The 25901-nt window shown below is 71.7% G+C and carries 23 protein-coding genes; 18 read left to right on the forward strand and 5 right to left on the reverse strand.

Annotation, left to right across the window (positions count from 1 at the left end; translation table 11 throughout):
* Positions 1-14 precede the first annotated feature (14 nt).
* Positions 15-2315: an NADP-dependent malic enzyme gene (locus tag NF681_15795; GenBank protein UST53751.1), complete on the forward strand. Its 2301-nt coding sequence runs from the start codon at positions 15-17 to the stop codon at positions 2313-2315.
* 13 nt (positions 2316-2328) lie between these two features.
* Here the strand turns inward: NF681_15795 and NF681_15800 are convergent, their stop codons facing one another.
* Positions 2329-4425, reverse strand: a complete 2097-nt coding sequence (locus tag NF681_15800) for an ATP-binding protein (protein ID UST53752.1) — start codon at positions 4423-4425, stop codon at positions 2329-2331.
* 211 nt (positions 4426-4636) lie between these two features.
* On the opposite strand from NF681_15800, the gene NF681_15805 reads away from it, so the two are divergent.
* The 7 genes from NF681_15805 (at position 4637) to NF681_15835 (ending at position 10954) form a co-directional block, all read left to right on the forward strand.
* Positions 4637-5665 carry an ABC transporter substrate-binding protein gene (locus NF681_15805; protein UST53753.1) on the forward strand — a complete coding sequence of 343 codons (1029 nt, stop codon included), beginning with the start codon at positions 4637-4639 and terminating at the stop codon, positions 5663-5665.
* A 35-nt stretch (positions 5666-5700) separates the two neighbouring features.
* Positions 5701-6525, forward strand: a complete 825-nt coding sequence (locus tag NF681_15810) for an ABC transporter ATP-binding protein (protein UST53754.1) — start codon at positions 5701-5703, stop codon at positions 6523-6525.
* The gene (locus NF681_15815) at positions 6522-7304 is read left to right on the forward strand and encodes an ABC transporter permease (protein UST53755.1); all 783 of its coding nucleotides are present in this window, start codon (positions 6522-6524) and stop codon (positions 7302-7304) included. Before NF681_15810 ends, NF681_15815 begins: the two co-directional genes overlap by 4 nt.
* Positions 7301-7783 (forward strand): nucleoside deaminase, encoded by a 483-nt coding sequence (locus tag NF681_15820; GenBank protein ID UST53756.1) that lies wholly within the window; start codon positions 7301-7303, stop codon positions 7781-7783. Before NF681_15815 ends, NF681_15820 begins: the two co-directional genes overlap by 4 nt.
* A 55-nt stretch (positions 7784-7838) precedes the next feature.
* Entirely contained in the window at positions 7839-8405 is a 567-nt protein-coding gene (locus NF681_15825) for a hypothetical protein (GenBank protein ID UST53757.1), read from the forward strand.
* Positions 8406-8488: 83 nt separating this feature from the next.
* Positions 8489-8656 (forward strand): hypothetical protein, encoded by a 168-nt coding sequence (locus NF681_15830; protein ID UST53758.1) that lies wholly within the window; start codon positions 8489-8491, stop codon positions 8654-8656.
* Between the two features lie 147 nt (positions 8657-8803).
* Positions 8804-10954, forward strand: coding sequence for an NAD(+) synthase (locus NF681_15835; protein ID UST53759.1), 2151 nt, complete (start codon positions 8804-8806; stop codon positions 10952-10954).
* Here the strand turns inward: NF681_15835 and NF681_15840 are convergent.
* A complete protein-coding gene (locus NF681_15840) occupies positions 10941-11939 on the reverse strand; it encodes an isopenicillin N synthase family oxygenase (protein UST53760.1) in 999 nt (332 codons plus the stop codon). The two genes, NF681_15835 and NF681_15840, sit on opposite strands and share 14 nt — an antisense overlap.
* Before the next feature lie 394 nt (positions 11940-12333).
* On the opposite strand from NF681_15840, the gene NF681_15845 reads away from it, so the two are divergent.
* Genes NF681_15845 through NF681_15855 form a run of 3 tightly spaced genes read left to right on the forward strand, consistent with a single transcriptional unit; the run spans position 12334 to position 14760 of the window.
* Complete coding sequence (locus NF681_15845) at positions 12334-13365, forward strand: ABC transporter substrate-binding protein (GenBank protein ID UST53761.1); 1032 nt, start codon at positions 12334-12336, stop codon at positions 13363-13365.
* Positions 13362-13901 (forward strand): nucleoside deaminase, encoded by a 540-nt coding sequence (locus tag NF681_15850; GenBank protein ID UST53762.1) that lies wholly within the window; start codon positions 13362-13364, stop codon positions 13899-13901. The genes NF681_15845 and NF681_15850 overlap by 4 nt, the downstream gene beginning before the upstream one ends.
* Positions 13902-13926: 25 nt before the next feature.
* The gene (locus tag NF681_15855; protein UST53763.1) at positions 13927-14760 is read left to right on the forward strand and encodes an urease accessory protein UreD; all 834 of its coding nucleotides are present in this window, start codon (positions 13927-13929) and stop codon (positions 14758-14760) included.
* 19 nt (positions 14761-14779) lie between these two features.
* Here NF681_15855 and NF681_15860 read toward each other — a convergent pair whose 3' ends face one another.
* A complete protein-coding gene (locus tag NF681_15860; protein UST53764.1) occupies positions 14780-16060 on the reverse strand; it encodes an MFS transporter in 1281 nt (426 codons plus the stop codon).
* Positions 16061-16236: 176 nt separating this feature from the next.
* Here NF681_15860 and NF681_15865 point away from each other — a divergent pair, with 176 nt between their 5' ends.
* Complete coding sequence (locus NF681_15865) at positions 16237-17307, forward strand: NAD(P)-dependent alcohol dehydrogenase (protein ID UST53765.1); 1071 nt, start codon at positions 16237-16239, stop codon at positions 17305-17307.
* Between the two features lie 16 nt (positions 17308-17323).
* On the opposite strand, the gene NF681_15870 is transcribed toward NF681_15865, so the two are convergent.
* The gene (locus NF681_15870) at positions 17324-18058 is read right to left on the reverse strand and encodes an Asp/Glu/hydantoin racemase (protein UST53766.1); all 735 of its coding nucleotides are present in this window, start codon (positions 18056-18058) and stop codon (positions 17324-17326) included.
* A gap of 152 nt (positions 18059-18210) precedes the next feature.
* On the opposite strand from NF681_15870, the gene NF681_15875 reads away from it, so the two are divergent.
* Positions 18211-18963, forward strand: coding sequence for a GntR family transcriptional regulator (locus tag NF681_15875; protein ID UST53767.1), 753 nt, complete (start codon positions 18211-18213; stop codon positions 18961-18963).
* Between the two features lie 30 nt (positions 18964-18993).
* Here NF681_15875 and NF681_15880 read toward each other — a convergent pair whose 3' ends face one another.
* A complete protein-coding gene (locus NF681_15880) occupies positions 18994-20469 on the reverse strand; it encodes an amidase (GenBank protein UST53768.1) in 1476 nt (491 codons plus the stop codon).
* Between the two features lie 174 nt (positions 20470-20643).
* Between NF681_15880 and NF681_15885 the strand changes: the two genes are divergently transcribed.
* The 5 genes from NF681_15885 (at position 20644) to NF681_15905 (ending at position 25900) form a co-directional block, all read left to right on the forward strand.
* Positions 20644-22059: an amidohydrolase family protein gene (locus tag NF681_15885; protein ID UST53769.1), complete on the forward strand. Its 1416-nt coding sequence runs from the start codon at positions 20644-20646 to the stop codon at positions 22057-22059.
* A gap of 200 nt (positions 22060-22259) precedes the next feature.
* Entirely contained in the window at positions 22260-23267 is a 1008-nt protein-coding gene (locus NF681_15890; protein ID UST53770.1) for an ABC transporter substrate-binding protein, read from the forward strand.
* A gap of 11 nt (positions 23268-23278) precedes the next feature.
* A complete protein-coding gene (locus NF681_15895) occupies positions 23279-24103 on the forward strand; it encodes an ABC transporter permease (protein ID UST53771.1) in 825 nt (274 codons plus the stop codon).
* Between the two features lie 4 nt (positions 24104-24107).
* A complete protein-coding gene (locus NF681_15900; protein ID UST53772.1) occupies positions 24108-24875 on the forward strand; it encodes an ABC transporter ATP-binding protein in 768 nt (255 codons plus the stop codon).
* A 14-nt stretch (positions 24876-24889) separates the two neighbouring features.
* Entirely contained in the window at positions 24890-25900 is a 1011-nt protein-coding gene (locus NF681_15905) for an NAD(P)-dependent oxidoreductase (GenBank protein ID UST53773.1), read from the forward strand.
* Position 25901: the final 1 nt, after the last annotated feature.

Consider the following 25901-nt stretch of genomic DNA (forward strand, 5'->3'; position numbering starts at 1 on the left):
GAGACTTCTCTCAAATGTCCGCTCCCCTCTCCCCTGCAGAAGAAGCCTTGCGCGATGCCGCGCGCGACTACCACCGCAACCCGGTGCGCGGCAAGATCTCGATCACGCCGACCAAGCCGCTGGTCAACCAGCGCGACCTGTCGCTGGCCTACTCGCCCGGCGTCGCCTACCCGTGCCTGGACATCGAGGCCGACCCGGCCATGGCGGCCGAGTACACCTCGCGCGGCAACCTGGTGGGCGTGGTCACCAACGGCACCGCCGTGCTGGGCCTGGGCAACATCGGCCCGCTGGCGGCCAAGCCGGTAATGGAAGGCAAGGGCTGCCTGTTCAAGAAGTTCGCCGGCATCGACGTCTTCGACATCGAACTCGCCGAGAACGACCCCGACAAGCTGGTCGACATCATCGCGGCGCTGGAGCCCACGCTGGGTGGCATCAACCTCGAGGACATCAAGGCGCCCGAGTGCTTCTACATCGAGAAGAAGCTGCGCGAGCGCATGAACATCCCGGTCTTCCACGACGACCAGCACGGCACGGCCATCATCTCGGCGGCCGCGCTGCTCAACGGCCTGGAACTGGTCGGCAAGAAGATCGAGGAGGTGAAGATCGCCGTCTCCGGCGCCGGCGCCGCCGCGCTCGCCTGCCTGGACGTGATGGTCGGGCTGGGCGCCAAGCCCGCCAACATCTTCGCCGTCGACTCCAAGGGCCTGATCTACGAGGGCCGCCCCGGCGGCTTCGACGAGTCCAAGGCCCGCTTCGCGCAGCCCGACACCGGCGCGCGCACCCTGGCCGACGTGGTCGACCGGGCCGACGTGTTCCTGGGCTGCTCGGCGCCCGGCGTGCTGACGGCCGACATGGTCAAGACGATGGGCACGCAGCCCATCATCCTGGCGCTGGCCAATCCCGAGCCCGAGATCCGCCCCGAACTGGCCAAGGCCGTGCGTCCGGACTGCATCATCGCCACCGGCCGCTCGGACTACCCCAACCAGGTCAACAACGTCCTGTGCTTCCCCTACATCTTCCGCGGCGCGCTCGACTGCGGCGCGAGCAAGATCACGGAGGAGATGAAGCTCGCCTGCGTGCGCGAGATCGCCGACCTGACCAAGGCCGACATCAGCGAGGAGGTGGCCACCGCCTACGAGGGCCAGGAGTTGTCCTTCGGCCCCGACTACCTGATCCCCAAGCCCTTCGACTCGCGCCTGATCCTGCGCATCGCGCCGGCCGTGGCCAAGGCGGCGCAGGAGTCGGGCGTGGCGGCGCGCCCGATCGAGGACCTGGAGGCCTACCGCCAGCAGCTCACCCGCTTCGTCTACCAGACCGGCATGTTCATGCGCCCGGTGTTCGCCGCGGCCAAGGTCGCCACCGCCAAGCGCGTGGCCTACGCCGAGGGCGAGGACGACCGCGTGCTGCGCGCGGCCCAACTGGCCATCGACGAAGGCCTGGCGCGGCCGATCCTCATCGGGCGGCCCTCGGTGATCGAGGCGCGCATCAAGAAGGCCGGCCTGCGCCTGCGCCTGGGCGAGGACTACGAGATCGTCGACCCCGAGAACGACGCGCGCTTCCGCCAGTACTGGGAGGCCTACCACCGCACCATGGGCCGGCGCGGCATCTCGCCGGAAGCCTCCAAGGCCATGGTGCGGCGCTCCAACACCACCATCGCCTCGCTGATGGTGCAGCTCGGCGATGCCGACGCCATGATCTGCGGCCTGGTCGGGCGCTTCGACAGCCACCTGAAGATCCTCGACCAGCTGCTCGGCGCCAAGGAGGGCGGCCCCGGCTTCGCCACGCTCAACGCCCTGACGCTGACCAACCACACGTTGTTCATCGCCGACACCAACGTCCACGAGGACCCGAGCGCCGAGCTCCTGGCCCACATCGCCGTGATGGCCGCCGAGGAGGTGCGCCGCTTCGGCCTGCCGCCCAAGGTGGCCTTCCTGTCGCACTCGAACTTCGGCTCGTCCGACCGCGCCTCGGCGCGCAAGATGCGCCGCGCGCGCGAACTGTTCATGGAACTCGCCCCGGACGTCGAGTGCGACGGCGAGATGCACGGCGACTCGGCCCTGTCGGAGGACGTGCGCAGGCACGCGCTGCCCGAGACGACGCTCACGGGCTCGGCCAACCTGCTGATCTGCCCCAACCTCGACGCCGCGAACATCCTGTTCAACGTGCTCAAGATCACCGGTGGCAACGGCGTCACGGTCGGCCCCATCCTCCTGGGTGCCTCGCGCTCGGCGCACGTGCTCACGCCCTCGGCGACGGTGCGGCGCCTGGTCAACATGACGGCCCTCGCCGTGGCGCAGGCGGCGATCCAGAAGTAGCGGCGCCGGCGGCTCAGGCCGCGCCGGAACGCCGGCGGTGGCGCTTGGCCGTCTCCTTGCGCAGGGCCAGCGAGAGCTGGTCGAAGGAATAGGGCTTCTGCAGCAGTTCGAAGCCGCTCGTGCCGTCGTGCACCAGCGCGTCGCTGTAGCCCGAGGTCAACACCACCGGCACGTCCGGGTGCCGCCGGGCGATCTCCCGGGCCAGTTCGACGCCGTTCATGCCGGGCATCACCACGTCGGAGAAGACGACGTCGAAGGCATCGGGGGCGCGGTCGAGTTCGGCCAGCGCCTGCGTCGCGTCGACGGCCCAGGCCGTGACGTAACCCAGTTCGGCCAGCGTCTGCGTCGCCAGCGCGCCGACCTCCACGTTGTCCTCCACCACCAGCACGCGGGTGCCGTGCCCGGTCAGCAGCATCTCGGGCACGTCCGCCTCCTGCGCGGCACCCTCCCCATGGGCCCAGGGCAGGTAGAGCGTGAAGGTGCTGCCCCGGCCCGGCGTGCTGTCGACCTGGACCTCGCCGCCGGACTGCTTGGCGAAACCGTAGACCTGCGACAGCCCCAGCCCCGTGCCCAGACCGACCGACTTGGTGGTGAAGAACGGTTCGAAGATCTTCTTCAGGTGGTCCGTCGGGATGCCCGTGCCGGTGTCCGCGAGCGACACCTCCACGTAGGCGCCCGGGCGCACCGGGTGCGAGCGGATCGCCGGCAGGGCCTCGACGCGGCGCACGCGCAGGCTCAGGGTGCCCTCGCCGCCCATCGCGTCGCGGGCATTGACGGCCATGTTGATGATGGCCGTGTCGAACTGGCTCGCGTCCGCGTGCACGAAGCAGGGGTGCGGCGGCAGGTCGATGCGCACGCGGATGCGCGACCCGGTGAGCGTGTCCATCATCTCGCCCACCATCCGGATGTTGCGCACGACGTCGAACACGGTGGGCACGAGCGCCTGCCGGCGCGCGAAGGCCAGCAGCTGGCCCGTCAGCTTGGCCGCCCGGTCCACCGCGTCGGAGATCGACTGGATGTAGCGCCGCCGCTTCTCCACCGCGCCCGCGTCGACGCGGCGCAGCAGCTCGACCGACGAGCGCACCACCGTCAGCAGGTTGTTGAAGTCGTGCGCCACGCCACCGGTGAGCTGCCCCACGGCCTCCAGCTTCTGCGACTGGCGCAGCTGCTCCTGCGAGGCCGCCAGGGCGCTCGACTGCGCGAGTTCCTCGGTCACGTCGCGCCCGACGGCGTTGATCAGGCCGTTGGCCGAACGGGTCGACCAGCTGATGTGGCGATGGCTGCCGTCCTTGTGGCGAAAGCGGTTGTCGAAGCGCTGGAACGAGCGGCCTTCGGCCGAGGCGTTGGCGCCATCGATGGTGCGCTGCAGGTCGTCCGGATGGATCAGCTCGAACAGCGAAGTGCCCAGCAGTTCGTCGTCCCGCCAGCCCAGCAGGCGCAGCCACGCCGGATTGACCGCGACGATGCGGCCGTCGAAGCCGCAGCGCAGCATCAGGTCCGAGGACAGCTCCCACAGGGCGTTGCGGTCGCGCGTGCGCTCCTCGACCGTCATCGCCAGGTGGCGGGTGAGCGCGCGCAGCTCGGCGGCGGTGGCGTCGCGCTGCATCTCGGCGACCACCTGTTCGGTGACCTCGGTGCCCTGGTTGAACAGCCCGGCGATGCGCCCGTCCTCGCCCCGGATGGGCGTGGCGGTGAAGTCCCACCAGGTCTCGACGTCGTGGCCGTGGCGGCGGATCACGAGCGGCACGCGCCGCTGCATCATGCCCACGCCCGTGGCCACGACCCGGTGGAAATCCGGCGCGACCGCCGCCCAGGCCTCCCCCCACACGTCGGCCACCGGCCGCCCCAGCGCGAGCGGGTGGCGCTCGACCATCGACGGGATGTAGGCGTCGTTGTAGAGCATGCGCAGGTCGGGACCCCACAGCACGGTGCCCAGCACGGGCGAGTTCAGGCAGGCCGAGACCATCGAGCGCAGGGACTGGGGCCACTCCGTCGGCGCACCGAGCGGATGGCCGCGCCAGTCCATCCGGCGCATGAGGTCGCCCATCTCGCCGCCGCCCGAGAGGAAGGCCAGGTCATCCGAGCCGGGGTCGATGGGCGTTGAGGTCATGGCGATGGGAAGGCTGTTCGGTGGGGCGGCGCGGTCGTTGCGGCCGGATGCTGGCACCCGGCCCGCCGCCCGCCTGTCAGCCGGGGACTGTCGCGGGCCTTCCCGATTCGCCATGAAACGATGCACCGGAACGGTGCAGGCACCGTTATTGCTAATTCCCGACGCCATTCTCCCGACGCCATCCCCCTCCTCCTCCCGCACGCCCTCCCCGATGAACAAGCGCCACCTCCTCCAGTCCTTCTTCGCCGCTTCCGTCCTCGCCCTCGGCCTCGCCGGGAGCGCGAACGCGCAGACGCCCGTCAAGTTCCAGCTCGACTGGCGCTTCGAGGGACCGGCCGCGCTGTTCCTGCACCCGGCGGCCAAGGGCTACTTCAAGGGCGCCGGACTCGACGTGACGATCGACGCGGGCAACGGCTCGGGCGGCACGGTCACGCGCGTGGCCTCCGGCGCCTACGACATGGGCTTCGCCGACCTCGCCGCGCTCATGGAATTCCACGCCAACAACCCCGACGCGCCCAACAAGCCCGTGGCGGTCATGATGGTCTACAACAACACGCCGGCCTCGGTGATGGCGCTGAAGAAGAGCGGCATCGCGAAGCCGGCGGACCTCGCGGGCAAGAAGCTCGGCGCGCCGGTGTTCGACGCCGGGCGCCGCGCCTTCCCGATCTTCGCCAAGGCCAACAACGTGGGCGCGGTCAACTGGACCGCCATGGACCCGACCCTGCGCGAGACCATGCTCATGCGCGGCGACGTCGACGCCATCACCGGCTTCACCTTCACCTCGCTGCTCAACCTGGAGGCGCGCGGCGCCAAGGCGGCCGACGTCGTGGTGCTGCCCTATCCCGACTACGGCGTGAAGCTCTACGGCAACGCGATCATCGTCTCGCCGAAGATGCTCAAGGACAACCCGGCTGCGGTGAAGGCGTTCCTCTCGGCCTTCGCCAAGGGCGCGAAGGAAGTCATCGCCAACCCGGCGGTGGCGATCGAATCGGTCAAGGCGCGCGACGGCATCATCGACGCCAAGCTGGAGACGCGCCGGCTGCAGCTGGCCATCGACACCGTGATCAACAGCGCCGACGCGCGCACCGAGGGCTTCGGCGCCGTCAACGCCGCCCGCCTGTCGCTGATGGCCTCGCAGGTGTCGGACGCCTTCGCGACCAAGACTCGGGTCGACCCGGCCACGGTGTGGAACGCCACGCTGCTGCCGCCGGCCGCCGAACTCGCCGTCCTGAAGAAGTGACGCCCGACGCCCGCCGACCCCGCGCCCCCGAAGCCATGTCCGAACCCACCCACTTCGTCGATTTCCAGGATGTCTGGCTGGCCTACAACGAACAGCTGCTGCGCGAGAACCATTTCGCGGTCGAGGCCATCGACCTGAAGATCCGGCGCGGCGAGTTCATCGCCATCGTCGGACCCTCGGGCTGCGGCAAGTCGACCTTCATGAAGCTCGCCACCGGCCTGAAGATGCCCTCGATGGGCCGCATCCGCATCGACGGCGCGCCGGTCACCGGACCGCTGAAGGTCTCGGGCATGGCCTTCCAGGCGCCGTCGCTGCTGCCCTGGCGGACCACGGTCGACAACGTGCTGCTGCCGCTGGAGATCGTCGAGCCCTACCGCTCCAGCTTCCGCGCCAAGCGCAAGGAATACGAGGAACGCGCCCGCCGGCTGCTGCAGAAGGTCGGCCTCGCCGGCTACGAGGACAAGTTCCCCTGGCAGCTCTCCGGGGGCATGCAGCAGCGTGCGAGCATCTGCCGCGCGCTCATCCACGAGCCCCAGATGCTGCTCCTGGACGAGCCTTTCGGCGCGCTCGACGCCTTCACGCGCGAGGAGCTGTGGTGCATCCTGCGCGACCTGTGGACCGAACAGCGCTTCACCGTCATCCTGGTCACCCACGACCTGCGCGAGAGCGTCTTCCTGGCCGACACGGTCTATGTCATGAGCAAGAGCCCCGGGCGCTTCGTCGTGCGCCGCGAGATCGAGCTGCCGCGCCCGCGCGAGCTCGAACTCACCTACACCAAGGAATTCACCGACATGGTCCTGGAACTGCGCGGGCACATCGGCGCGTTGCGGGGCAGTCCGGCCCCGGCGGTGGCGGCATGAGCGCGATGCAGCGCAACGCCCGGCAGATCGAGCGCTGGTCGCCGTGGCTGCTGCTGGTGGCGGTGCTGGTGCTCTGGCAGATCGTCTGCGCGGGCTTCGGCATCTCGGAATTCATCTTCCCCAGCCCGATGCGCATCTGGACGCAGTTCTGGGAGTTCAAGGAGATCATCGCCGGCCACGCCTGGCGCACCTTCTGGGTCACGATGGCCGGCTTCGGCCTGGCCATCGTCGTGGGCGTGCTGCTGGGCTTCGTCATCGGCAGCTCGCGCCTGGCCTACGCGGCGATGTACCCGCTGATGACGGCCTTCAACGCCCTGCCCAAGGCGGCCTTCGTGCCGATCCTGGTGGTGTGGTTCGGCATCGGCGTCGGTCCGGCGATCCTGACGGCCTTCCTCATCAGCTTCTTTCCGATCATGGTGAACATCGCCACCGGTCTGGCGACGCTGGAGCCGGAACTCGAGGACGTGCTGCGCGTGCTGGGCGCCCGGCGCTGGGACGTGCTGATGAAGATCGGCCTGCCGCGTTCCATGCCGTACTTCTTCGCCTCGCTCAAGGTGGCCATCACGCTGGCCTTCGTCGGCACCACGGTCAGCGAGATGACGGCGGCCAACGAGGGCATCGGCTACCTGCTGATCTCCGCCGGCTCGGCCATGCAGATGGGCCTGGCCTTCGCGGGCCTGATGGTGGTGGGCGCGATGGCGATGGTGATGTACGAGCTGTTCAGCCTGATCGAGAAGCACACGACCGGCTGGGCGCACCGCGGCTCGCAGGGCGGATGACGCGCGATCAGGCGATCGCCGCGCTGCGGCGGGCCGACGCGGTGGCGCGGCGGGCGATGGCGATGGGCCGGCATCCGTTCGGGGCCGTGCTGGTGGCCCCGGACGGCGACACGGTGCTGGCCGAGCAGGGCAACATCGACACCGTCCATCACGCCGAGGCGACGCTCGCGCGCCACGCCTCGCTCGACCATCCGGCCGCCTACCTGCGGCGCTGCACGCTGGTGACCACCTTCGAGCCCTGCGCGATGTGCGCGGGCACCGTGTACTGGGCGGACATCGGCCGGGTCGTCTACGGCGCGGGCGAGGACGCCCTGCTCGCCCTGACCGGCGACCACCCCGAGAACCCCACGCTCGCGCTGCCCTGCCGCGAGGTCTTCGCGCGCGGCCAGAAAGCCATCGAGGTGATCGGGCCGGTGGCCGAAGTGGCCGAGGAGATGGTGGCGACGCACCGCGGCTTCTGGGCCTCGCGCGGGCGGTAAGCGCGCAGGCGGCACAATCCCCGCCCGCCCCTTCTTCGCCTTCGCGATCCGCCCCATGACCACCCGCCAGTCCCGCCGCAAGCTCATCGTCGTCGTGCTGCTGTTCCTGGCGGTCGCGGGGGCGGCGATCCGCCACTTCGCCGTGCCCGGCACCACCACGCGCGACATCGGCACGCTGATGCTGCTGCTGTGGATTCCGGTGATCGGCAATGTCGTGGGCTGGCTGATGGGGCGCCTGAAGCGGCCCGCGAAGCCGGCGCCCACCTCGGCCGTCCTCCTGGCCGACCAGGTGTCGCTGGCGGCCCGGGCGCCCTTCCACGCGCACGCGCTGGCGGAAATCACCCTGCGACCCGCCGCCGTGCCGGCCGAGGACGTGCTGATCGCCGAGGGCCAGCATTTCTGTGCGTTCGTCGTCGACAACGCTGGTTTTTCCGGGCGTTGGGAGGTGCCGGCGGGTGGCGCCTTCCGGCGCGGCACGGTGCAGCGCCTGCCGGTCGAATTCCTGTCGCCGGCGGTGGCGCGACCCCGCTTCGCTCCCGGCACGGCCTTCCGCATGCTGGTGGGCGAGGCGTTCGTCGGCGACGGGACGATCGTCGAGGTGAGGCCCGACACGGATCGCTAGAAACCCGGGTATTACATGTCGCACAGGCGACTTACCGTCGACGACCAAGTGCGCGGGCGTTAACCGTGCAAGCGGGATAGCCAATGGCTGACAAGCCGTTACAACAATCGATCCAGACTCTCGCCATGGTCAATTTCCTCATCACCGTTGTCATCTCGACGGCTTCTGCTGCGATCTTCATGTTGGCGGTACCGGCCGATGCGGCCAGCGCTGATTGGGAGATTCCGACAGTGGCGACGTTCGAACGCTGACCCGACCCGGGTTCCTCCGTCGTGGACGGAGCAGTGCGCGGGCGGCATCGCCGCTGCTCGCGTCATGGCCGCGTGACCGGCGCGCGGTCCGCCCGCCGGCAGCGGCCGTCGCTTTCCTTCACGCCCCGAAAGCCTAGGATCGCGGTCATGTCTACCGATTTTTCCTTCCACAACCCTCACGCGCACGGCTTCGCGCGCTTGGCCGTGGCCGTGCCGCGCAACCGCGTGGCCGACCCCGTGTTCAACGCGGCCGAGACCCTGCGCCTGTACCGCGAGGCGGCCGCCGACGGCGTCGACCTGGTCGCCTTTCCCGAGCTGGGACTGTCGGCCTACACCTGCGACGACTTGTTCCACCAGGCCGCCCTGCTCGAGGCCTGCGAGGCCGCGCTCGGCGAGATCGTCGCGGCCTCGCGCGCGCTGCCCACCATCGCGGTGGTGGGCCTGCCCCTGCGCGTGGACCACCGGCTCTACAACTGTGCGGCGGTGGTCGCCGGCGGTGCCCTGCTGGGCGTGGTGCCCAAGACCTACCTTCCCAACTACGCCGAGTTCTACGAGGCGCGCCAGTTCAGCCCCGCCGACAGCGCCCTGGCCACCGAGGTCGACCTGTGCGGCATGCGCGTGCCCTTCGGCGCCGAGCTGCTGTTCAGGGCGCGCGCCCTGCCCCTGCTGACCTTCCACGTGGAGATCTGCGAGGACGTGTGGGTGCCCATCCCGCCCTCGAGCCTGGGCGCGCTCGCGGGCGCGACGGTGCTGGTGAACCTGTCGGCCTCCAACATCACGGTGGGCAAGTCCGACTACCGCCACCAGCTGGTGCGCTCGCAGTCCGCGCGCTGCCTGGGCGCCTACCTCTACTCGTCGGCGGGCATCGGCGAGTCGACCACCGACCTGGCCTGGGACGGCCAGGCGCTGATCTACGAGAACGGCGAACTGCTCGCCGAGAGCGCGCGCTTCAGCAACCGCTCGCACATGATCGTCGCGGACGCCGACCTCGAGCGCCTCGCCCATGAGCGCATGCGCCAGACCTCCTTCGGCGCCTCGGCGCAGCGCCACGGCGAGGCGCTGCGGCGTTGGCGCGTCGTCGAGTTCGACCTGCCCGGTCTCGGGCGCGATGCGCCAGGGGGCCTGCGCCGCACGGTCGAGCGCTTCCCCTACGTGCCGGCGGACGCGGCCACGCGCGACGAGCGCTGCCGCGAGGTCTTCAACATCCAGGTGCAGTCGCTGGTGCAGCGCGTGGAGGCCGCGCGCATCAAGAAGCTGGTGATCGGCGTCTCCGGCGGACTCGACTCGACCCACGCCCTGCTGGTGTGCGCGCAGGCCATGGACCGCCTGGGGCGCCCGCGCAGCGACATCCTGGGCTTCACCATGCCCGGCTTCGCCACCACCGGGCGCACCCTGGCCCAGGCCCACGGGCTGATGGCGGCCATCGGCTGCACCGCGCGCGAGATCGACATCCGCCCGAGCTGCCGCCAGATGCTCGCCGACCTGGGCCACCCCTTCGCCGACGGCGTGCCGCAGTACGACATCACCTTCGAGAACGTGCAGGCCGGCGAGCGCACCAGCCACCTGTTCCGACTGGCCAACCACCTCGACGGCATCGTCGTGGGCACCGGCGACCTGAGCGAGCTGGCGCTGGGCTGGTGCACCTACGGCGTGGGCGACCACATGTCGCACTACAACGTCAACGCCAGCGTGCCCAAGACCTTGATCAAGCACCTGGTGCGCTGGGTGGCCGGCGCGGGCGTGCTCGACGCGACCGGCAGCGAGGTGCTGCGCGCCATCGTGGCCACCGAGGTGAGTCCGGAGCTGGTGCCGAGCGAGCCGCCGCCGCAGGCCGAGGGCGCCGGCGCGGCGCCCGACACCGCGCGCCACGCCCAGCCCGGCCAGCGCACCGAGGACACCATCGGCCCCTACGAGCTGCAGGACTTCCACCTCTACTACATCACCCGCCACGGCTTCCGGCCCTCGAAGGTGGCTTTCCTCGCGCACGCGGCCTGGGGCGAGCGCGAGCGCGGTCCCTGGCCCGAGGCCCTCGCCGGCGAGGAACGCAACGCCTACGGGCTCGCGGCCATCCGGGGTCACCTGCGCACCTTCGTCTGGCGCTTCTTCAAGACCAGCCAGTTCAAGCGCTCCTGCGTGCCCAACGGCCCGAAGGTCGGCTCGGGCGGCTCGCTCTCGCCGCGCGGCGACTGGCGCGCCCCGAGCGATTCGGAGGCCGAGGTCTGGCTCGCCGACCTCGAGCGCATCCCGGCCGACCCGGACGCGCCGGCCGCACCGGCCGCCGTGGTCAGTACGCCTTGAAGTTCGCCGCGATGCGCTGGTTCAGGAAATCGCCCGCGCTGATCGGCGCGTGCGTTCCGCCCGGGCTCACGATCATCGCGTCGCGGTTGGCCTGGGCGAAGAAGGCGATGCTGTAGCGCGGCCCCATGTACTCGCCCGGCAGCGGGTTCTTCACGCGGTGGAAGTTGCTCGGCAGACGGTCGTCGCTCCAGCGCATGAGCATGTCGCCGATGTTGCAGGTGATGGCGTCGCCGTCGGGCGCGATCGGCGTCCATTCCTGCGCGTCCATCTCCTTGCCCGGACACACTTCCAGGCCGCCCTGGCCGTGGCGCTGGTAGAGCAGGGTCAGGCAGTCGAAATCGGTGTGGGCGCCGGCCCGCCAGAGTTCGAGCCGGTCCTGCGCCTCGGGCGGGATCGCGTAGTAGTGCAGCAGGCGCAGGGTGCTCTGGTAGCTGGCGCGTTCGGAATCGTGCGCGCGGGCGAAGAAGTCGCGCTCGAAGCCCAGCCGGGTGGCGAAGCACGACAGCACCCGCATGGCGACCTCCCAGCTCTCGCGCTCGAAGGCGAGCATCGTCTCGCGAAAGCCCGGCAGTTCCGCGTCGGTCGGCCACAGGCCGGCCATGTGCGGACGGGTGAGCTGGTAGCTTTCCTTCTGGTCGGGCGTGCCGGTGGAGGGCCGGACCTGCGCCTTGCTCTCCCAGCCGGCGTTGAGCGCCTTTTTCAGCGGGTACTGCGCCTTGACCGGTTCGGGCAGCGCGAACAGGCGTTCGGCCATCTCGAAGGCGCCGCGTACCTTGGCGAGGTCGATGCCGTGGTTGACGAGCTGGAAGAAACCGACATCGACGGCCGCGTCCCACAGCGCCTGCGCGATGACGTCGCGGCGGCGCTCGAAGTCGGAGAGGTCGATGCGGCGGATCTCGCGCGCGGTGGTGGTGCGGCCCACCGCGCCCATGCGGGTCTCGCGCTGGATCTCGGCGAGGTCGTGGTCGGCGGCGCTCGTGGTCATGGCATGGATCTCCTGAAGGTTGGAACAACGCATCAAGAGCAATTTCCTGCCAGCCCGTGAAGGCCTGCGGCTGGTGAACGCTTCTACTCTCGCGGCGCCGATGATGCGCCCGCCCCGTCCCCCGGGGCAAGCCGGCGGCCACGGTGACCCCGCGCGGTGGTCGAACTTCGCTGGTGCACGGCGCGCCGCGTCTTGGTGCATGCCGGCGGCGCGGCGCGCGGCCGGTTCGGGACGACGGGGGATTGGCATGCCTCGTGCTTGCCGCAGGACCGAGAGTAGAAGCGTTCAGCAGCGCACGCACCCGGTCCGGGCGCTGCCCGGAAATTGCTCTTGAAGCACCTGTCGCCCTCGCGCGACGGGTTTCAAGGCCACCACGATTCCAGGGTTCATCGCCATGCAACGCCGCACCTTCCTCGCCACCGGCTCCGCCGTGGCCGCCTGCTCGCTCGCCGCCCCGCTCGCCTTCGCACAGGGCACGAAGCCCGTGCCGATCAAGTTCACGCTCGACTTCCGCATCAACGGCCAGACCGCGCCGTTCTTCCTCGCACTGGCCAAAGGCTACTACCGCGACGAGGGGCTGGACGTGACGATCGACACCGGCGCCGGCTCGGTCGCCTCCATCACGCGCATCGCCAGCGGCGTCTACCAGCTCGGCCTGGGCGACATCAGCTCGCTGGTCGAGTTCAACGCCCAGCACCCGGGCACGCCGGTGGTGCAGGCGGTCTACCAGTACTACAACCGGGCGCCCTTCGTCATCATCGGCCGCAAGGACCGGGGCGTGACCGGCGACTTCCGCAGCCTGGCGGGCCGCAAGGTGGCCGCGGCCGCCGTCGAGTCGACCCGCCGCGCCTGGCCGATGGTGGCGCGCAAGACCGGCATGAAGCCCGACGCCTTCCAGTGGCAGACCACCGACTTCAGCGCCCGCGACAACGTCATGGTGCGCGGCGACGTCGATGCCGCGACCTACTTCCACGACTCGGCCGTGTCGCTGTTCGCGCGCATGAAGACGGACGAACTCTCGATCCTGAAGTACGCCGACGCCGGCGTCGACCTGTACGGCAACGCCATCCTCGCGAGCAGCAACCTGGTCGCCCAGAATCCCCAGGCCGTCGCCGCCTTCCTGCGCGCGAGCAACCGCGCCATCGTCGAGACCCTGGCCAACCCGGGTCCGTCGATCGCCGCGATGCGCCAGCGCGAGCCGATCCTCGACGAGCGCGTCGAACTCGATCGCTGGGCCATCACCGCCCAGTACGTGGCGGCGTCCGACACCCGCTCGCACGGACTGGGCGATATTCGCAAGCTCGTCCTCGAGCGCCAGGTCGACGAGGTGGTCGACGTCTTCGGCCTCCGGACCCGGCCCTCGGCCGATGCCATCTTCAACACCTCGATGCTGCCCGCGCGCGGCGAACGCACCGTCAAGACATGACCTCCACCACCTCCCCCCCGATCCGCACCCCCGCAAGACTCCCCGCCGAGCAGCCCCTGGACGAACGCGACGGCCGCTACCTGCGCAAGGCCATCTACTGGTCGCACGCGGCGGTCCGGCGCGGCAACCGGCCCTTCGGCGCCCTCGTGGTGTCGGCCGCCGGCGAAGTCATCGCCGAGGCCTACAACAACACCGCGGAGACGGGCGACTGCACCGGCCACGCCGAGATGGGCGCCATCCGCGCCCTGGCGGCGCGCAAGCCCTCGCGCGACGAACTCGCCGGCGCCACGCTGTACTCGTCGGGCGAGCCGTGCGTGATGTGCGCCGGCGCGATCTTCTGGTCGAACATCGGGCGCGTGGTGTTCGGCATCGACGCCGAGCGCCTGCGCGTCTTCCGGGGCGAGCACCAGGACCAGCGCGACGCCGAACTCTCGTGCCGGGACGTGTTCGCCGCCTCCCCGCACCCGATCGAATGCATCGGTCCGGCGTTGATCGGCGAAGCCACGGTGCCCCACGAAGGGGCCTGGAAGCCCTGACCCGGGGGACTTCTAGACTCCCCGGATGCCCTGGCACGCCCGACTCGCGCTCGACTACAGCGCCACCGACCCCTCACGCACCGTCGCGCGCTTCCGCCACGACGGCCCCCTGCGCATCCTGCAGAGCCTGTACCCGGAAGGCCCCGCGGTCTGCCACAACGTGCTGGTGCATCCGCCGGGCGGCCTGGTGGGCGGCGACACGCTCGACATCGACGTGAGCGCGGCGCCCGGCAGCCACGGGCTGGTCACGACGCCGGGGGCGACGCGCTTCTACCGCAGCGAGGGCGAGGCGGCGGTGCAGCGCGCCACGCTGCGCCTCGCGGCCGGCGCGCGACTCGAATGGCTGCCCCTCGAAGCGCTCTGCTACAGCGGCTGCCGGGCCGAGAACCGCCTGCGCATCGAGGCCGCGCCCGGCGCCGAGCTGATCGGCTGGGACGTGAGCGCGCTGGGGCTGCCGGCCGCCGGCCAGCCCTTCGTGCGCGGCAGCCTGCTGCAGCACATCGAGGTGCCGGGCACGTGGCTGGAGCGCGCGCGCATCGACGCGGCCGACCACCGGCTGCTCGCCAGCCCGATCGGCCTGGCCGGCCACCGCTGCATGGCCACGCTGTTCCTGGTGACGGGCACGCCGCTCGCGCGCGCGCGGCGCGAGGCGCTGCTCGACCTCGCGCGCGCGCTGGCCGACGCGCACCCGCTCGCGGCGAGCGCCGGCGCCACCAGCCCGCACGGCGGGATCGTCGTGCTGCGCGTGCTCGCGCCCGTGGTGGAACCGGCGATGCACCTGCTGCGCCAGGTGTGGCTGGCCTGGCGCGGCGAACTCTGGCGGCGCCCGGCCGTCGCGCCGCGCATCTGGTCGATGTGACGGCGTCCCGGCGCGGCGGCTAGGCGCCCGGCGCCGGCGCGGCGCGGTCGCTCAGGAACAGCACCCCGGCCGCCAGCGCCAGCGCGCCCCCCATCAGGCACACGCCGCTCCAGCCGTGGAAGGCGTAGATCGCCGCCGAGACGCCGGAGGCGACGGCCGCGCACAGGAAGATGAAGGTCATGAACAGGCCGTTGAGGCGGCCGCGCAGCTCGGGCGCGAGCATGTAGAGGCTGCGCAGGTTGAGCACCTGGCACAGCTGCACCGCGCCGTCGAGCAGGATGCCCGCGAGCACCAGCCCGGCGAGCGAGTGGAAATGCACCGACACCGCGCCGATCACGAACGACAGCAGCGCCGCGCCGATGGCCGCGCCGGTGGCCGGCCGTGTCAGCCCGCGGTCGGCCAGCCGTCCGGCCCACGGGGCGGCCAGCGCCCCGGCGGCGCCGGCCAGCGCGAACAGCGCGATGCCGCCCTGCCCCAGGCCGAACTCGTGCGCCAGCAGCAGCGGCACCGCCGTCCAGAAGGCCTGGAAGCCCGCGAACAGCATGCCCTGGTAGAAGCCCCGGCGCTGCAGCAGCGGCGTGCGCCAGGCGATGCCCGGCAGCGAGGCCATGGTGCGCGCGTAGCCGATGGTCCCGTGCGGCACGCGGCGCGGCAGGGCGCGCCAGAGCACCGCGATCAGCACCGTCATCAGCAGCGCCGAGACGGCGAACACCGCGCGCCAGCCGAAGGCCGACGCCACCAGGCTGGAGAACGGCCGCGCCAGCATGATCCCGGCGATCAGCCCGCCCATGATGTTGCCGACCACCCGGCCCCGGCCGGCCTCCGGCGCGAGGTGCGACGCGAACGGCACCAGCACCTGGGCCGCCACCGCGCACAGCCCGACCACGAAGGAGGCGCCCAGGAAGGTCGCGGCCGAATTCGACAGCGCCACGCCCGCCAGGCCCAGCACCGCGCCGGCCATGGCCACCAGGATCAGGCGGCGGTTCTCCACCACGTCGGCCAGCGGCACCAGCAGCAGCAGGCCGGTGCCGTAGCCCAGCTGCGTGAGCGTGACGACCAGCCCCGCCATGCCGGCGTGCAGCCGCAGGGTCTCGGCGATGGGGCCGACCAGCGGCTGCGCGAAGTACAGGTTGGCCACGCACAGCCCGCAGGCGACGGCGAAGAGCAGCGTCAGGCGCGGCGACAGGCCGGGGCCCGCCGGGACGGCGGACCGCCCGGCGGCGGTGGCATCGGCATCGGCGCGGGCGGCGCGCGCGGCGACGGCCGCTGCGCTGGGGACGGGGGGTTCGGGGAGGGGCACGGGGCGCTCGGTTCCAGGGTCACGGCCGGAGGGGGCTCCGGGCGGCGGGCACCTTAGCACGCGACCCGTTTCGCTGCGCGCGAAAGGTTGCCGGGGACGTTCCCGTGCGACGTGCGCGCGGCGCCGAAGCGGCGTAAGGTCTTCAACCTCTTCCAGCCCCAGCCAGGACCCTCTCCATGACCCGACTCACCCACGCCTACGCGGCGCGCTCCGCCACCACGCCGCTCGCGCCCTTCACCTTCGAGCGCCGCGACCCGACCGCGCGCGACGTCGCCATCGACATCCTGCATTGCGGCGTCTGCCACTCCGACCTGCACACCGCGCGCAGCGAATGGGGCGCGGCCAACTACCCGTGCGTGCCCGGCCACGAGATCGTCGGGCGCGTCACCGCCATCGGCGAGGGCGTCTCCAAGTTCGCCGTCGGCGACATCGTCGGCGTCGGCTGCATGGTCGACAGCTGCCAGCACTGCCAGCATTGCGCCGACGGCGTGGAGCAGTACTGCGACAACGGCTTCACCGGCACCTACGACAGCCCCGAGCAGGTCTCGCGCGCCAACACGCTGGGCGGCTATTCCGACCACATCGTGGTGCACGAGAAGTTCGTGCTGAAGGTCAACCACCCGGAGGCCGATCTCGCCGCCGTCGCGCCGCTGCTGTGCGCGGGCATCACCACCTACTCGCCGCTGCGCCAGTGGAAGGTCGGCCCGGGCTCGAAGGTGGGCATCGTCGGCCTGGGCGGCCTCGGCCACATGGGCGTGAAGATCGCCGCCGCGATGGGCGCGCACGTGGTGCTGTTCACCACCTCGCCCGACAAGCGCGAGGACGCGCTGCGCCTGGGCGCGAAGGAGGTCGTGGTGTCGAGGAATGCCGAGGAGATGGCCGCCCACGGCAACAGCTTCGACTTCATCCTCAACACCGTCGCCGCCGCGCACGACCTCGACCCGTTCCTGGCGCTGCTCAAGCTCGACGGCACCATGACGCTGGTCGGCGCACCGTCCACGCCCCACCCCTCGCCCACCGTCTTCAACCTGATCCTCAAGCGCCGCCGCCTGGCCGGCTCGCTCATCGGCGGCATCGCCGAGACCCAGGAGATGCTCGATTTCTGCGCCGCGCACGGCATCGTCTCGGACATCGAGCCGATCCGCATGTCGCAGATCAACGAGGCCTACGAACGCATGCTGAAGAGCGACGTGAAGTACCGCTTCGTGGTCGACATGGCGACGCTCGCCGAAGGCGCGCCGGCCTGAGCGGCGGCGCGGCGCCTCAGCGCTCGAACAGGCTGCCCCAGCCCGTCAGGCGGCGCGTGTCCACGCCCGCCAGGCGCAGCGACTTCCACACCACCGTGGCGATGGTGTCGTAGACCGGCACGCCCAGCTCGGCCTCCAGCCGGGCCGTGACCGGCGCGCCGCACAGGTTGGTGCAGTAGATGGCGATGGCCTCGGGCCGCGTCGCCGCCGGGCCGGACATCACCTCGCGCGCCATCGCGCAGATCTCGTCCTCGGTCACCTGCGAGAACGAGAAGTTGTCCTGCAGGCCGAGGTGGCGCTCGGCCGAGCAGTCGATGCCCTCGCGCGCGTAGTTGCGCACGATCGCGGCCTGCACGTCGTCGCGGTAGGGCGACACCAGCCCGAGGCGCGTCACGCCGGTCTCGCGCAGGATCTCGTTGAGCGCCAGGATCGACGTGCACGCGAGCGCGCCGGTCGTGCGCTCGATGGCCGTGCACAGCGCGCGGTCCGACTCGAACCCCAGCCAGCCGGCCGCCGTGCCGTTCCAGCCGATCACGTGGCAGCGCGCGTGCGAGAGCAATTCGGCCGCGGCCAGGATCTCGCGGTTGTCGAACTGCGCCAGGGCGTCGGCCGACAGCGCGATCTCGGTCACGCGGAAGCGCCCGAAATGCGCGCTGACCTCGCTCAGGTCCGCCAGCATGGCGGCGGTGACGGGTTCAAGGATGGTGTTCGACGAGGGGGTGAGCATCCCGAGCAGCTTGCGGTCCGGCATCTTGTCCTTTGGGGCATGAATGATCGGCCTCCGACGCCAGAAGCGTGCCAGCCCCCGGCGCATTGGATACGATCCCCGGCGTTCGTGTATCCATCCATGCCGCGCCGCCCGACCCGGACGCGCGCACCCTCCGCCGCAACCGCCCTCGCCCGATGACTTCCTCCAGATCCCGCCCCGCCGTGCCCGCGACGCCCGGGACGGCCGCGCCGTCGGCCGCCACCCGCGGCGGCGCCAGCCGGGCGGACATCCACCGCAGCATCTACGACGCCATCGTCGAGCACCGGCTGCTGCCGGGCACCAAGCTGTCGGAGGAGCGCGTGGCCGAACTCTTCGCGGTCAGCCGCACGCAGGTGCGCGGGGCCCTGCAGCGCCTGGCCGTCGAGCAGCTCGTCACGCTGATCCCCAACCGGGGCGCCTTCGTCACCACGCCCAGCGCCGAGGAGGCGCACGACGTGCTCTCCGTGCGCCGCACGCTGGAGCCGGCCGCCGTGACGCGGCTGATCGAGCGCATCGCCACGGGCAAGGCGCCGACGGCCGTGCGGCAGCTGCGCGCGCTGGTGCGGCGCGAGCAGCAGGCGCACGCGCGCGGCGAGCGCCGCCAGGCGGTGCGGCTGTCGGGCGACTTCCACGTCCTGCTCGCCGAGCTCTCCGGCAGCAGCATCCTCGCGCGGCTGATGCGCGAACTCACCCCGCTCACGTGCCTCGCGATCCTGACCTTCGAGGCGCCCACGGCGGTCGCCTGCCCCAACGACGAGCACGCCCTGCTGATCGACGCCATCGAGCGCGGCGACGCCGAGGGGGCCGCGCGGCTGATGACCGAGCACCTGACGCACATCGAGGGCGCGCTGAACCTGGACGCGCAGGCGCCCGGCGAGGTCGATCTGGCGCAGGTGCTGTTCGGCTGAACCCCGCCCGCGCGCTCGCCCGCGCCGGCCTCAGGCCATCAGGGGCGACGGCGCGCCCGTGCCGAGCACCTGCTGCGCGTGCCACGCGAGCCGCAGCACGCGCGCGTCGGCGAAGCGCGGCCCGGCGATCTGCAGGCCCACGGGCAGGCCCTGGCGCCCGGTGCCGCACGGCAGCGAGATCGCGGGCACGCCGCCGTAGTTGAAGATCGGCGTGAAGGCCGCGTGGCCGCGCGGGCCGGCCGGCCGCCCGCCGATCGCCGCCGGCCCCAGGCGGCCGAGCGGCCACGCCTCGACCGGGCTCACCGGACACAGCAGCGCGGCGAAGCCGCCTTCGCCGCCACCGCCCCCGTCGCCGCCGTCGGCCGCGCCGAAGAAGCGCGTGAAGCTCGCATGGAAGTCCTCGCGCAGCTTCATCAGTTCCATCACCCGCGCGCCGGAGATCGCGAAACCGAGCTCGATCTGCGCGCCGATGTCGGGGTCGAGCACCTCCGGCGTGCGGCGCCAGACGTCGCCGAAGCGCTGGGCCAGGGCGGCCTGCTGCAGCGCGATGAGCGGGTATTCGGCGGCGCCGGCGGGCCAGACCGGATCGGCGTCCTCGATGCGCCAGCCGGCGCGGCGCAGCGCCTCGACGGCGGCCTCCAGCGTGGCGCGCACGTCGGCGTCGATCGCCAGCCCGCAGCCCAGGTGGGGCGACCACGCGAGGCGCAGCGGCCCCGGCGGCGCCTCGAGCGCGGCCAGCGCGTCGGGCACGGCGAAGGCCGGCGACGAGCGCGTGTCGGCCGGCACCCAGGCGGTGAGCGCGTCGAGCATGAGCGCCACGTCCTCGACGTCGCGGCCGATCTGCCCGACCACCGACAGCAGGTGGCTGGGGTCGTCGAAGCCCCACGGGTCGGGCACCCGGCCGAGCGTGGGCTTCATGCCGACCAGCCCGGTGTGCGCGGCCGGGCGGCGCACCGAGCCGCCCGCGTCGGTGGCCAGCGCGATCGGCCCCAGCCCGGCCGCGACGGCGGCCACCGCGCCGCCGGAGGAGCCGCCGGTGGTGCGCTCCGGGTCCCAGGGGTTGCGCGTCTCGCCGTGCAGGGGCGTGGCGGTGATGCCCTTGCAGGCGAACTCGGAGCAGTTCGTCACCCCCAGCGGCACCGCGCCGAGCGCACGCAGGCGCGCCACGCACCACGAATCGCGCGGGGCGACGAAGTCCTCGAACACCTTCGAGCCGAAGGTGGCCGGCCGCCCGCCGAGCCACAGGTTGTCCTTGACGGTGAAGGGCACGCCCGCGAGCGGCAGGTGCGCCCCGGCGGCGAGGCGCGCGTCCACCGCGCGCGCCGCGGCCAGCGGCACGGCGGGGTCGAAGTCGGCGAAGGCGTTGAGCCGCGGCTGCAGCCGCGCGACGCGCGCGACCAGGTCCTGCGCGACCTCGGTGGCGGACAGGGCACGGGCGTTCACGCGCGCGGCCAGGTGCCGGGCGGTCCAGCGATGCGGTTCGAGGTTCGTGGAAGTCGGATTCATGGGATGCACCAGTGCCTGTCTTTTGTATCCAATCTGGTGCGACGGCGCACCGGACTGCGGCGGGCAACGGCCGCCGTGGACCCCGCATGCAAGGATGGTTCCAGAGACTCCGGGGGCCAGGACCGGACCAGGATTGGATACAAAACTGGCACAGCGATTGCATGACGTCCCGCCATGGAACCGACCGCCGGACGACCCCCCGCCCCGGACGACACCGTGCCCCGCCCCGGCGGACCGACGGCGCCTCCCGGCCCCCACTTCGACCTCCTGCTGCTCGACGCCATCGCGCTGACCGCCGACCCGAGTCGCCCGGAGGTGCGCGACTGCGCCATCGGCATCCGGGACGGGCGCATCGCCTGGCTCGACCGCGCGCCGCCGGCGCACTTCACGGCCGCGCGCACGCTGCGCCTGCCGGGCCACTTCGTCACGCCCGGCTTCGTCAATCCGCACACGCACGGCGTGCTGACCATGGTGCGCGGCGTCGCGGCCGACCTGGGCTTCGCGCCCTCGTACACGCCGGGCATCCCCAAGGGCACCGCCGTCACCCCGGCGCAGGCGCGCGCGCTGGCCCGGCTGGGCGCGCTGGAGGCCCTGCTCTTCGGCTCGACCGTCATCGGCGACAACTTCGTCCACGCCGACATCGGCACCGAGGCGATGGTCGAGCTGGGCGTGCGGCTGTGCCCGAGCTGGCGCATCCACGACGTCGATTTCTCGCGCGTGGCGCACGGCGACTGGCACCACGACCGCGCCATCGGCCGCCGCACGCTGGAGGCGGGGCTGGCGCTGCACGAACGCTGGTCCGGCCACCCGCGCGTGCGCGTGAACCTGGCCGCGCACGCGGTCGACACCTGCTCCAACGACTTCCTGCGCGAGATCGCCGCGGCCGCGCAGGCGCACGACCTGGTCGTCAGCACCCACCTGGGCCAGAGCCGCACCGAGGTCGACCGCGTGAAGGCGCGCACCGGCCGCAGCTCGACCGAGGTGCTGGCGGAGACCGGCCTGCTCGACCACCGCCTGATGGGCGGCCACTGCATCTACGTGAGCGAGGACGACGTCGCGCGCATGGCCCGGGCCGGCGCGCACGCCGTGCACATCCCCAAGTGCAACGCCACTTCCGGGCGGCTCGCGCCCACGCCGATGCTCAAGCGCGCCGGCGTCAACATCGCCCTGGCCACCGACACCCAGCACGGCGACATGGTCGAGCTGATGCGCTGGGCGCTGGTCACCGCGCGGGTCCAGGAAGGCGGCGTCGACGAACACTGGCAGCCGCACCACGTCTTCCACATGGCGACGATGGGCGGTGCCCGGGCGCTCGGGCTGGACGACGAGATCGGCAGCCTGACGGTCGGCAAGGCCGCCGACCTGGTGGTCTTCGACGCCAACCGGCCGCACCTGCGCCCGCACGTCAACCCGCTGGGCAACCTGGTGCACACCGGCCAGGGCCGCGACGTGCGCCTGGTGCTGGTGGCCGGCGACGTCCTGGTGGAGGACGGCCGTCCGACCCGGGTGGACATGGAGGCCGTCTGCGCCGAGGCCGAGGCGGCCGCGCGCGAACTCTGGGGCGCCGAGGGCAAGCGGTACTGGCAGTGAGCCCCCGGCATGGTGCGCCACGCACCATCGCTGGTCCTTTTGTATCCAATCCATTCCTGACCTGGGTCGCCCTCCTCCAGGGCTTCGCTCGGCACGTAACCCGAATCGCCAAAACGGATTGGATACAGTTTTTGGCACGGCCCTTGCAAGACCGGTGGCAGGCGACACCCGGTCGTCCATCCACCTCCATGGGAAACCGCATGTTCAGACGCATCGTCAACTTCGTGCTGGCCGCCGCCGCCGTGCTGCCGCTGGCCAGCCTCGCGCAGGCCCAGGCCGTGCCCGAGATCAAGCTCGGCTACGCCAAGTGCGCCCACTGCACGCCGCTGTCGCTCACGCCGCAGAACGCCGCCAACGTCAAGCTGGAGGCCATCGGCTTCAACACCGGCAACGACGTCCTCACCGCCCTGCTCTCCAAGAGCATCGACGTCGCCCAGGTCACCTACCTGCACTACGCCACCGCGCTGGACAAGGGCTTCGACGTCGTCGCCGTCTCCGGCCAGGTCAACGGCGGCTCGCAGATCCTGGTGGGCAACGACCTGCCCATCAAGGAGAACGACTGGGCCGGCCTGAAGAAGGTCATCGCCGATTACAAGGCCGCCGGCAAGCCCTTCCGCGTCGCGGCCTCGCGCGGCAACGCGCAGGACATCCACATGCGCGGCGCCTTCGCCAAGCAGGGCATCGACGTCAACAAGGACGTGCAGTTCATCAACATCCCCAACCCGTCGGACCACGTCCAGGCCCTGCGCCGCGGCGAGATCGAGCTCATCTGCTCGGTCGACCCCTTCGCCACGCAGATCCGCCAGCTCAACGCCGCCAAGTTCTTCGCCTACCCCTACGACCAGGCCGCCGGCAAGCTCACCAACCTGATCGTCACGCGCTCGGACGTCATCGCCGGCAAGCCCAAGGGCGTGGAGGAGACCGTGCGCGCCATCGTCAAGGTCAACGACCTGATGACCGCCGACAAGGGCCTGTTCGTCGACACCATCCAGAAGGTCACCGGCCTGGACAAGGCCATCGCCGCAGGCGCGGTGGAGAACCTCTACCCCGACTACCGCATGTACCGCGCGCCGGCCGTGGCCATCGGCGCCATGATGCGCGACCTCAAGTACATCAATTCCGACGTCTCCGGCGCGATCGAGAAGCACATGGACTACCGCTTCCTCGAGGCGGCCACGGGCAAGCCGAAGTCCGCGCTGGGCTACTGAGCCCCACCGCCATGGCCGCCCGCTCCCTGCTCGCCCGCTTCTACCTCCGCATCGAGCGCGCCATCGTGCCGGTGCTGCTGCTCGTCGGCTGGGAGCTGTTCTCCCGCTCGGGCATCCTGCCGCGCGCGCTGCTGCCGGCGCCCTCGCAGGTGCTGGTGGCCTGGGCCGACTGGGTCTTCGCCACCGACGGCAACACCCAGAGCTACAGCGGCCACTGGGCGATGGACACCGCCGCCAGCGCCACCCGCGTGTTCTCCGGCTTCGCGCTGGCGACCTTGCTGGGCGTGGGCCTGGGCATGGCGATCGGCTGGTCGCGCACCGTGGAGAAGCTCATCGAGCCGGTGCTGCAGGTGCTGCGCCCGGTGCCGCCGGTCTCGTGGATCCCGCTGGCCATCATCTGGTTCGGCATCGCCGACAAGCCGGCCATCTTCCTGGTGTTCCTGGGTTCGTTCTTCCCGGTGCTGCTGAGCACCATCCACGGCGTGAAGACGGTCGACCGCAACCTGCTGCGCGCCGGCGCGATGGCCGGCGGCACGCCGCGCAAGCTGCTGCGCCACATCGTCTTCCCGGCGGCGCTGCCGAGCATCTTCTCGGGCCTGCGCATCGCCATCGGCTCGGCCTGGATGCTCACCGTCACGGCCGAGATGGTGGCCGTGAAGAGCGGCGTGGGCTACGTGCTGTGGGACTCCTACTACTTCCTGCGCTACGACCTCGTGATCGCCGCCATGGCCAGCATCGGCCTGCTCGGCTTCCTGAGCGACTTCGCCATCAAGCGCGTCGCCGCGCACGTGCTGCGCTGGCAGCGCGGCTCCACCCTGCAGGCCAAGGAAGGCTGACGCCATGACGCTCATCACCATCGACCGCGTCACGCGCCTGTTCGAGGACCCCAAGCGCGGGGTGCCCGTCAAGGCGCTCGACGACATCAGCCTGAGCGTGGGGCGCAACGAGTTCCTGTGCCTGCTCGGGCCCAGCGGCTGCGGCAAGTCGACCCTGCTCAACATGATCGCGGGCTTCGACCACCCCACCACCGGCACCGTGACGGTGGGCGGCCAGGCCGTGAGCGCGCCGGGCTCGGACCGCGGCTTCGTGTTCCAGCAGCCCACGCTGATGCCGTGGCTGACGGTGTGGGAGAACGTGGCCTTCCACCTCACCATGCGCGGCGTCGGCCGGCCCGAGCGCCGCGAGCGCGCCCAGCGCTTCATCGACATGGTGCGGCTCACCGGTTTCGAGAACCACTTCCCGAGCGAACTCTCGGGCGGCATGAACCAGCGCGTGGGCATCGCGCGCGCGCTGCTGATGAACCCGGAGGTGATCCTGATGGACGAGCCCTTCGGCGCGCTCGACGAGCAGACCAAGATGGAGATGCACACGGAGCTGGTGCGCATCTGGCGCGAGAGCCAGGCGACCATCGTCTTCGTCACGCACGGCATCGACGAGTCGCTCGCGCTGGGCACGCACGTGGCCGTGATGTCGGCGCGCCCGGGGCGCATCCGCGAACTGCTGCCGATCCACCTGGAGCGCCCGCGCGACCCCACCAGCGCCCAGTTCAACGACTACAAGCGCCACATCCTCCACCTGCTGCGGCCCGAGGCGGCCGTCGCGGCCTGAGGCCGGCGCCGCGCATGGCCACCACCACCGTCCTGGTCACCGGCGCGAGCGGCTTCGTCGGTCTGGCGCTCGCGGAGCACCTGCTCGCGCGCGGCGACCGCGTGGTCGGCTACGACCTCGCCGCGCCGCCGCCGGCCGCCCGGCGCGCCTTCGCCGCCCTGCCCGGGCGCTTCGACGCGGTGGCGGGCGACGTGCGCGACGCCGCCGCGCTCGGCCGCGTGCTGCGCGACCACGCGGTCGAGCGGATCGTGCTGCTGGCCGCGATCACGGCCGACGCCGCGCGCGAGCGGGCGATGCCGCAGGCGATCCTCGAGGTCAACGTCGGCGGCGTGCTGGCGGCGCTGGACGCCGCCGCCGGGGCGGGCGTCGGCCGCGTGGTGCTGGGCAGTTCCGGGTCGGTCTACGGTGCCGCCGGGTACGCGACGACGCCGCTCGACGAACGCGATACGCCCCTGCGGCCGGAAGGCCTCTACGGCATCTCCAAGCAGGCCGCCGAGGCCGCCGCCGCGCGGCTGGCGGCGCTGCACGGCATCGACCTGCGCACCGGCCGGCTGGGCACCTGCTTCGGCCCCTGGGAGGCGGCCACCGGCGTGCGCGACACCCTGAGCGCGCCCTGGCAGGTGCTGCACCACGCGCGCCACGGCCGGGCGGTGCGCCTGCCGCGCGACAGCCGGCGCGACTGGCTCTACGTGCGCGACGCCGCGGCGGCCCTGGCCGCGCTGCTGGATGCGCCGTCGCCGCCCGCGCCGGTCTACCACCTGGCGGCCGGTTTCGAGTGGTCTCTGAGCCAGTGGTGCGAACGCGTCGCCGCCTGGCATCCGGGCTTCGCGTGGCGCATCGCCGACGACGCCGATGGCGATGCCGGTGCCGACGGCGCGGCCCGCATCGACTGCTACGCCCCCCGCGACCGCGCCCCGATGTCGATTCGCCGCCTGCGCGCGGACACCGGCTTCGCGCCGCGCTTCGACCTGCCCGAGGCGGCGGCCGATTTCCACGCCTGGCTGCAGGCCACCGACCGGGACTGAG

The sequence above is a fragment of the Comamonadaceae bacterium OTU4NAUVB1 genome (assembly GCA_024372625.1).
Taxonomy (GTDB): Bacteria; Pseudomonadota; Gammaproteobacteria; order Burkholderiales; family Burkholderiaceae_C; genus Variovorax.

Bases quoted from the DNA above. Each gene is read 5' to 3' on its own strand.
- NF681_15865 (UST53765.1), top strand. From the start codon at position 16,237: ATGACCCGACTCACCCACGCCTACGCGGCGCGCTCCGCCACCACGCCG.
- NF681_15830 (UST53758.1), top strand. From the start codon at position 8,489: ATGGCTGACAAGCCGTTACAACAATCGATCCAGACTCTCGCCATGGTC.
- NF681_15895 (UST53771.1), top strand. From the start codon at position 23,279: ATGGCCGCCCGCTCCCTGCTCGCCCGCTTCTACCTCCGCATCGAGCGC.
- NF681_15850 (UST53762.1), top strand. From the start codon at position 13,362: ATGACCTCCACCACCTCCCCCCCGATCCGCACCCCCGCAAGACTCCCC.
- NF681_15885 (UST53769.1), top strand. From the start codon at position 20,644: ATGGAACCGACCGCCGGACGACCCCCCGCCCCGGACGACACCGTGCCC.
- NF681_15805 (UST53753.1), top strand. From the start codon at position 4,637: ATGAACAAGCGCCACCTCCTCCAGTCCTTCTTCGCCGCTTCCGTCCTC.
- NF681_15905 (UST53773.1), top strand. From the start codon at position 24,890: ATGGCCACCACCACCGTCCTGGTCACCGGCGCGAGCGGCTTCGTCGGT.
- NF681_15845 (UST53761.1), top strand. From the start codon at position 12,334: ATGCAACGCCGCACCTTCCTCGCCACCGGCTCCGCCGTGGCCGCCTGC.
- NF681_15870 (UST53766.1), bottom strand. From the start codon at position 18,058: ATGCCGGACCGCAAGCTGCTCGGGATGCTCACCCCCTCGTCGAACACC.
- NF681_15825 (UST53757.1), top strand. From the start codon at position 7,839: ATGACCACCCGCCAGTCCCGCCGCAAGCTCATCGTCGTCGTGCTGCTG.
- NF681_15795 (UST53751.1), top strand. From the start codon at position 15: ATGTCCGCTCCCCTCTCCCCTGCAGAAGAAGCCTTGCGCGATGCCGCG.
- NF681_15810 (UST53754.1), top strand. From the start codon at position 5,701: ATGTCCGAACCCACCCACTTCGTCGATTTCCAGGATGTCTGGCTGGCC.
- NF681_15835 (UST53759.1), top strand. From the start codon at position 8,804: ATGTCTACCGATTTTTCCTTCCACAACCCTCACGCGCACGGCTTCGCG.
- NF681_15875 (UST53767.1), top strand. From the start codon at position 18,211: ATGACTTCCTCCAGATCCCGCCCCGCCGTGCCCGCGACGCCCGGGACG.
- NF681_15815 (UST53755.1), top strand. From the start codon at position 6,522: ATGAGCGCGATGCAGCGCAACGCCCGGCAGATCGAGCGCTGGTCGCCG.
- NF681_15890 (UST53770.1), top strand. From the start codon at position 22,260: ATGTTCAGACGCATCGTCAACTTCGTGCTGGCCGCCGCCGCCGTGCTG.
- NF681_15820 (UST53756.1), top strand. From the start codon at position 7,301: ATGACGCGCGATCAGGCGATCGCCGCGCTGCGGCGGGCCGACGCGGTG.
- NF681_15880 (UST53768.1), bottom strand. From the start codon at position 20,469: ATGAATCCGACTTCCACGAACCTCGAACCGCATCGCTGGACCGCCCGG.
- NF681_15900 (UST53772.1), top strand. From the start codon at position 24,108: ATGACGCTCATCACCATCGACCGCGTCACGCGCCTGTTCGAGGACCCC.
- NF681_15855 (UST53763.1), top strand. From the start codon at position 13,927: ATGCCCTGGCACGCCCGACTCGCGCTCGACTACAGCGCCACCGACCCC.
- NF681_15840 (UST53760.1), bottom strand. From the start codon at position 11,939: ATGACCACGAGCGCCGCCGACCACGACCTCGCCGAGATCCAGCGCGAG.
- NF681_15800 (UST53752.1), bottom strand. From the start codon at position 4,425: ATGACCTCAACGCCCATCGACCCCGGCTCGGATGACCTGGCCTTCCTC.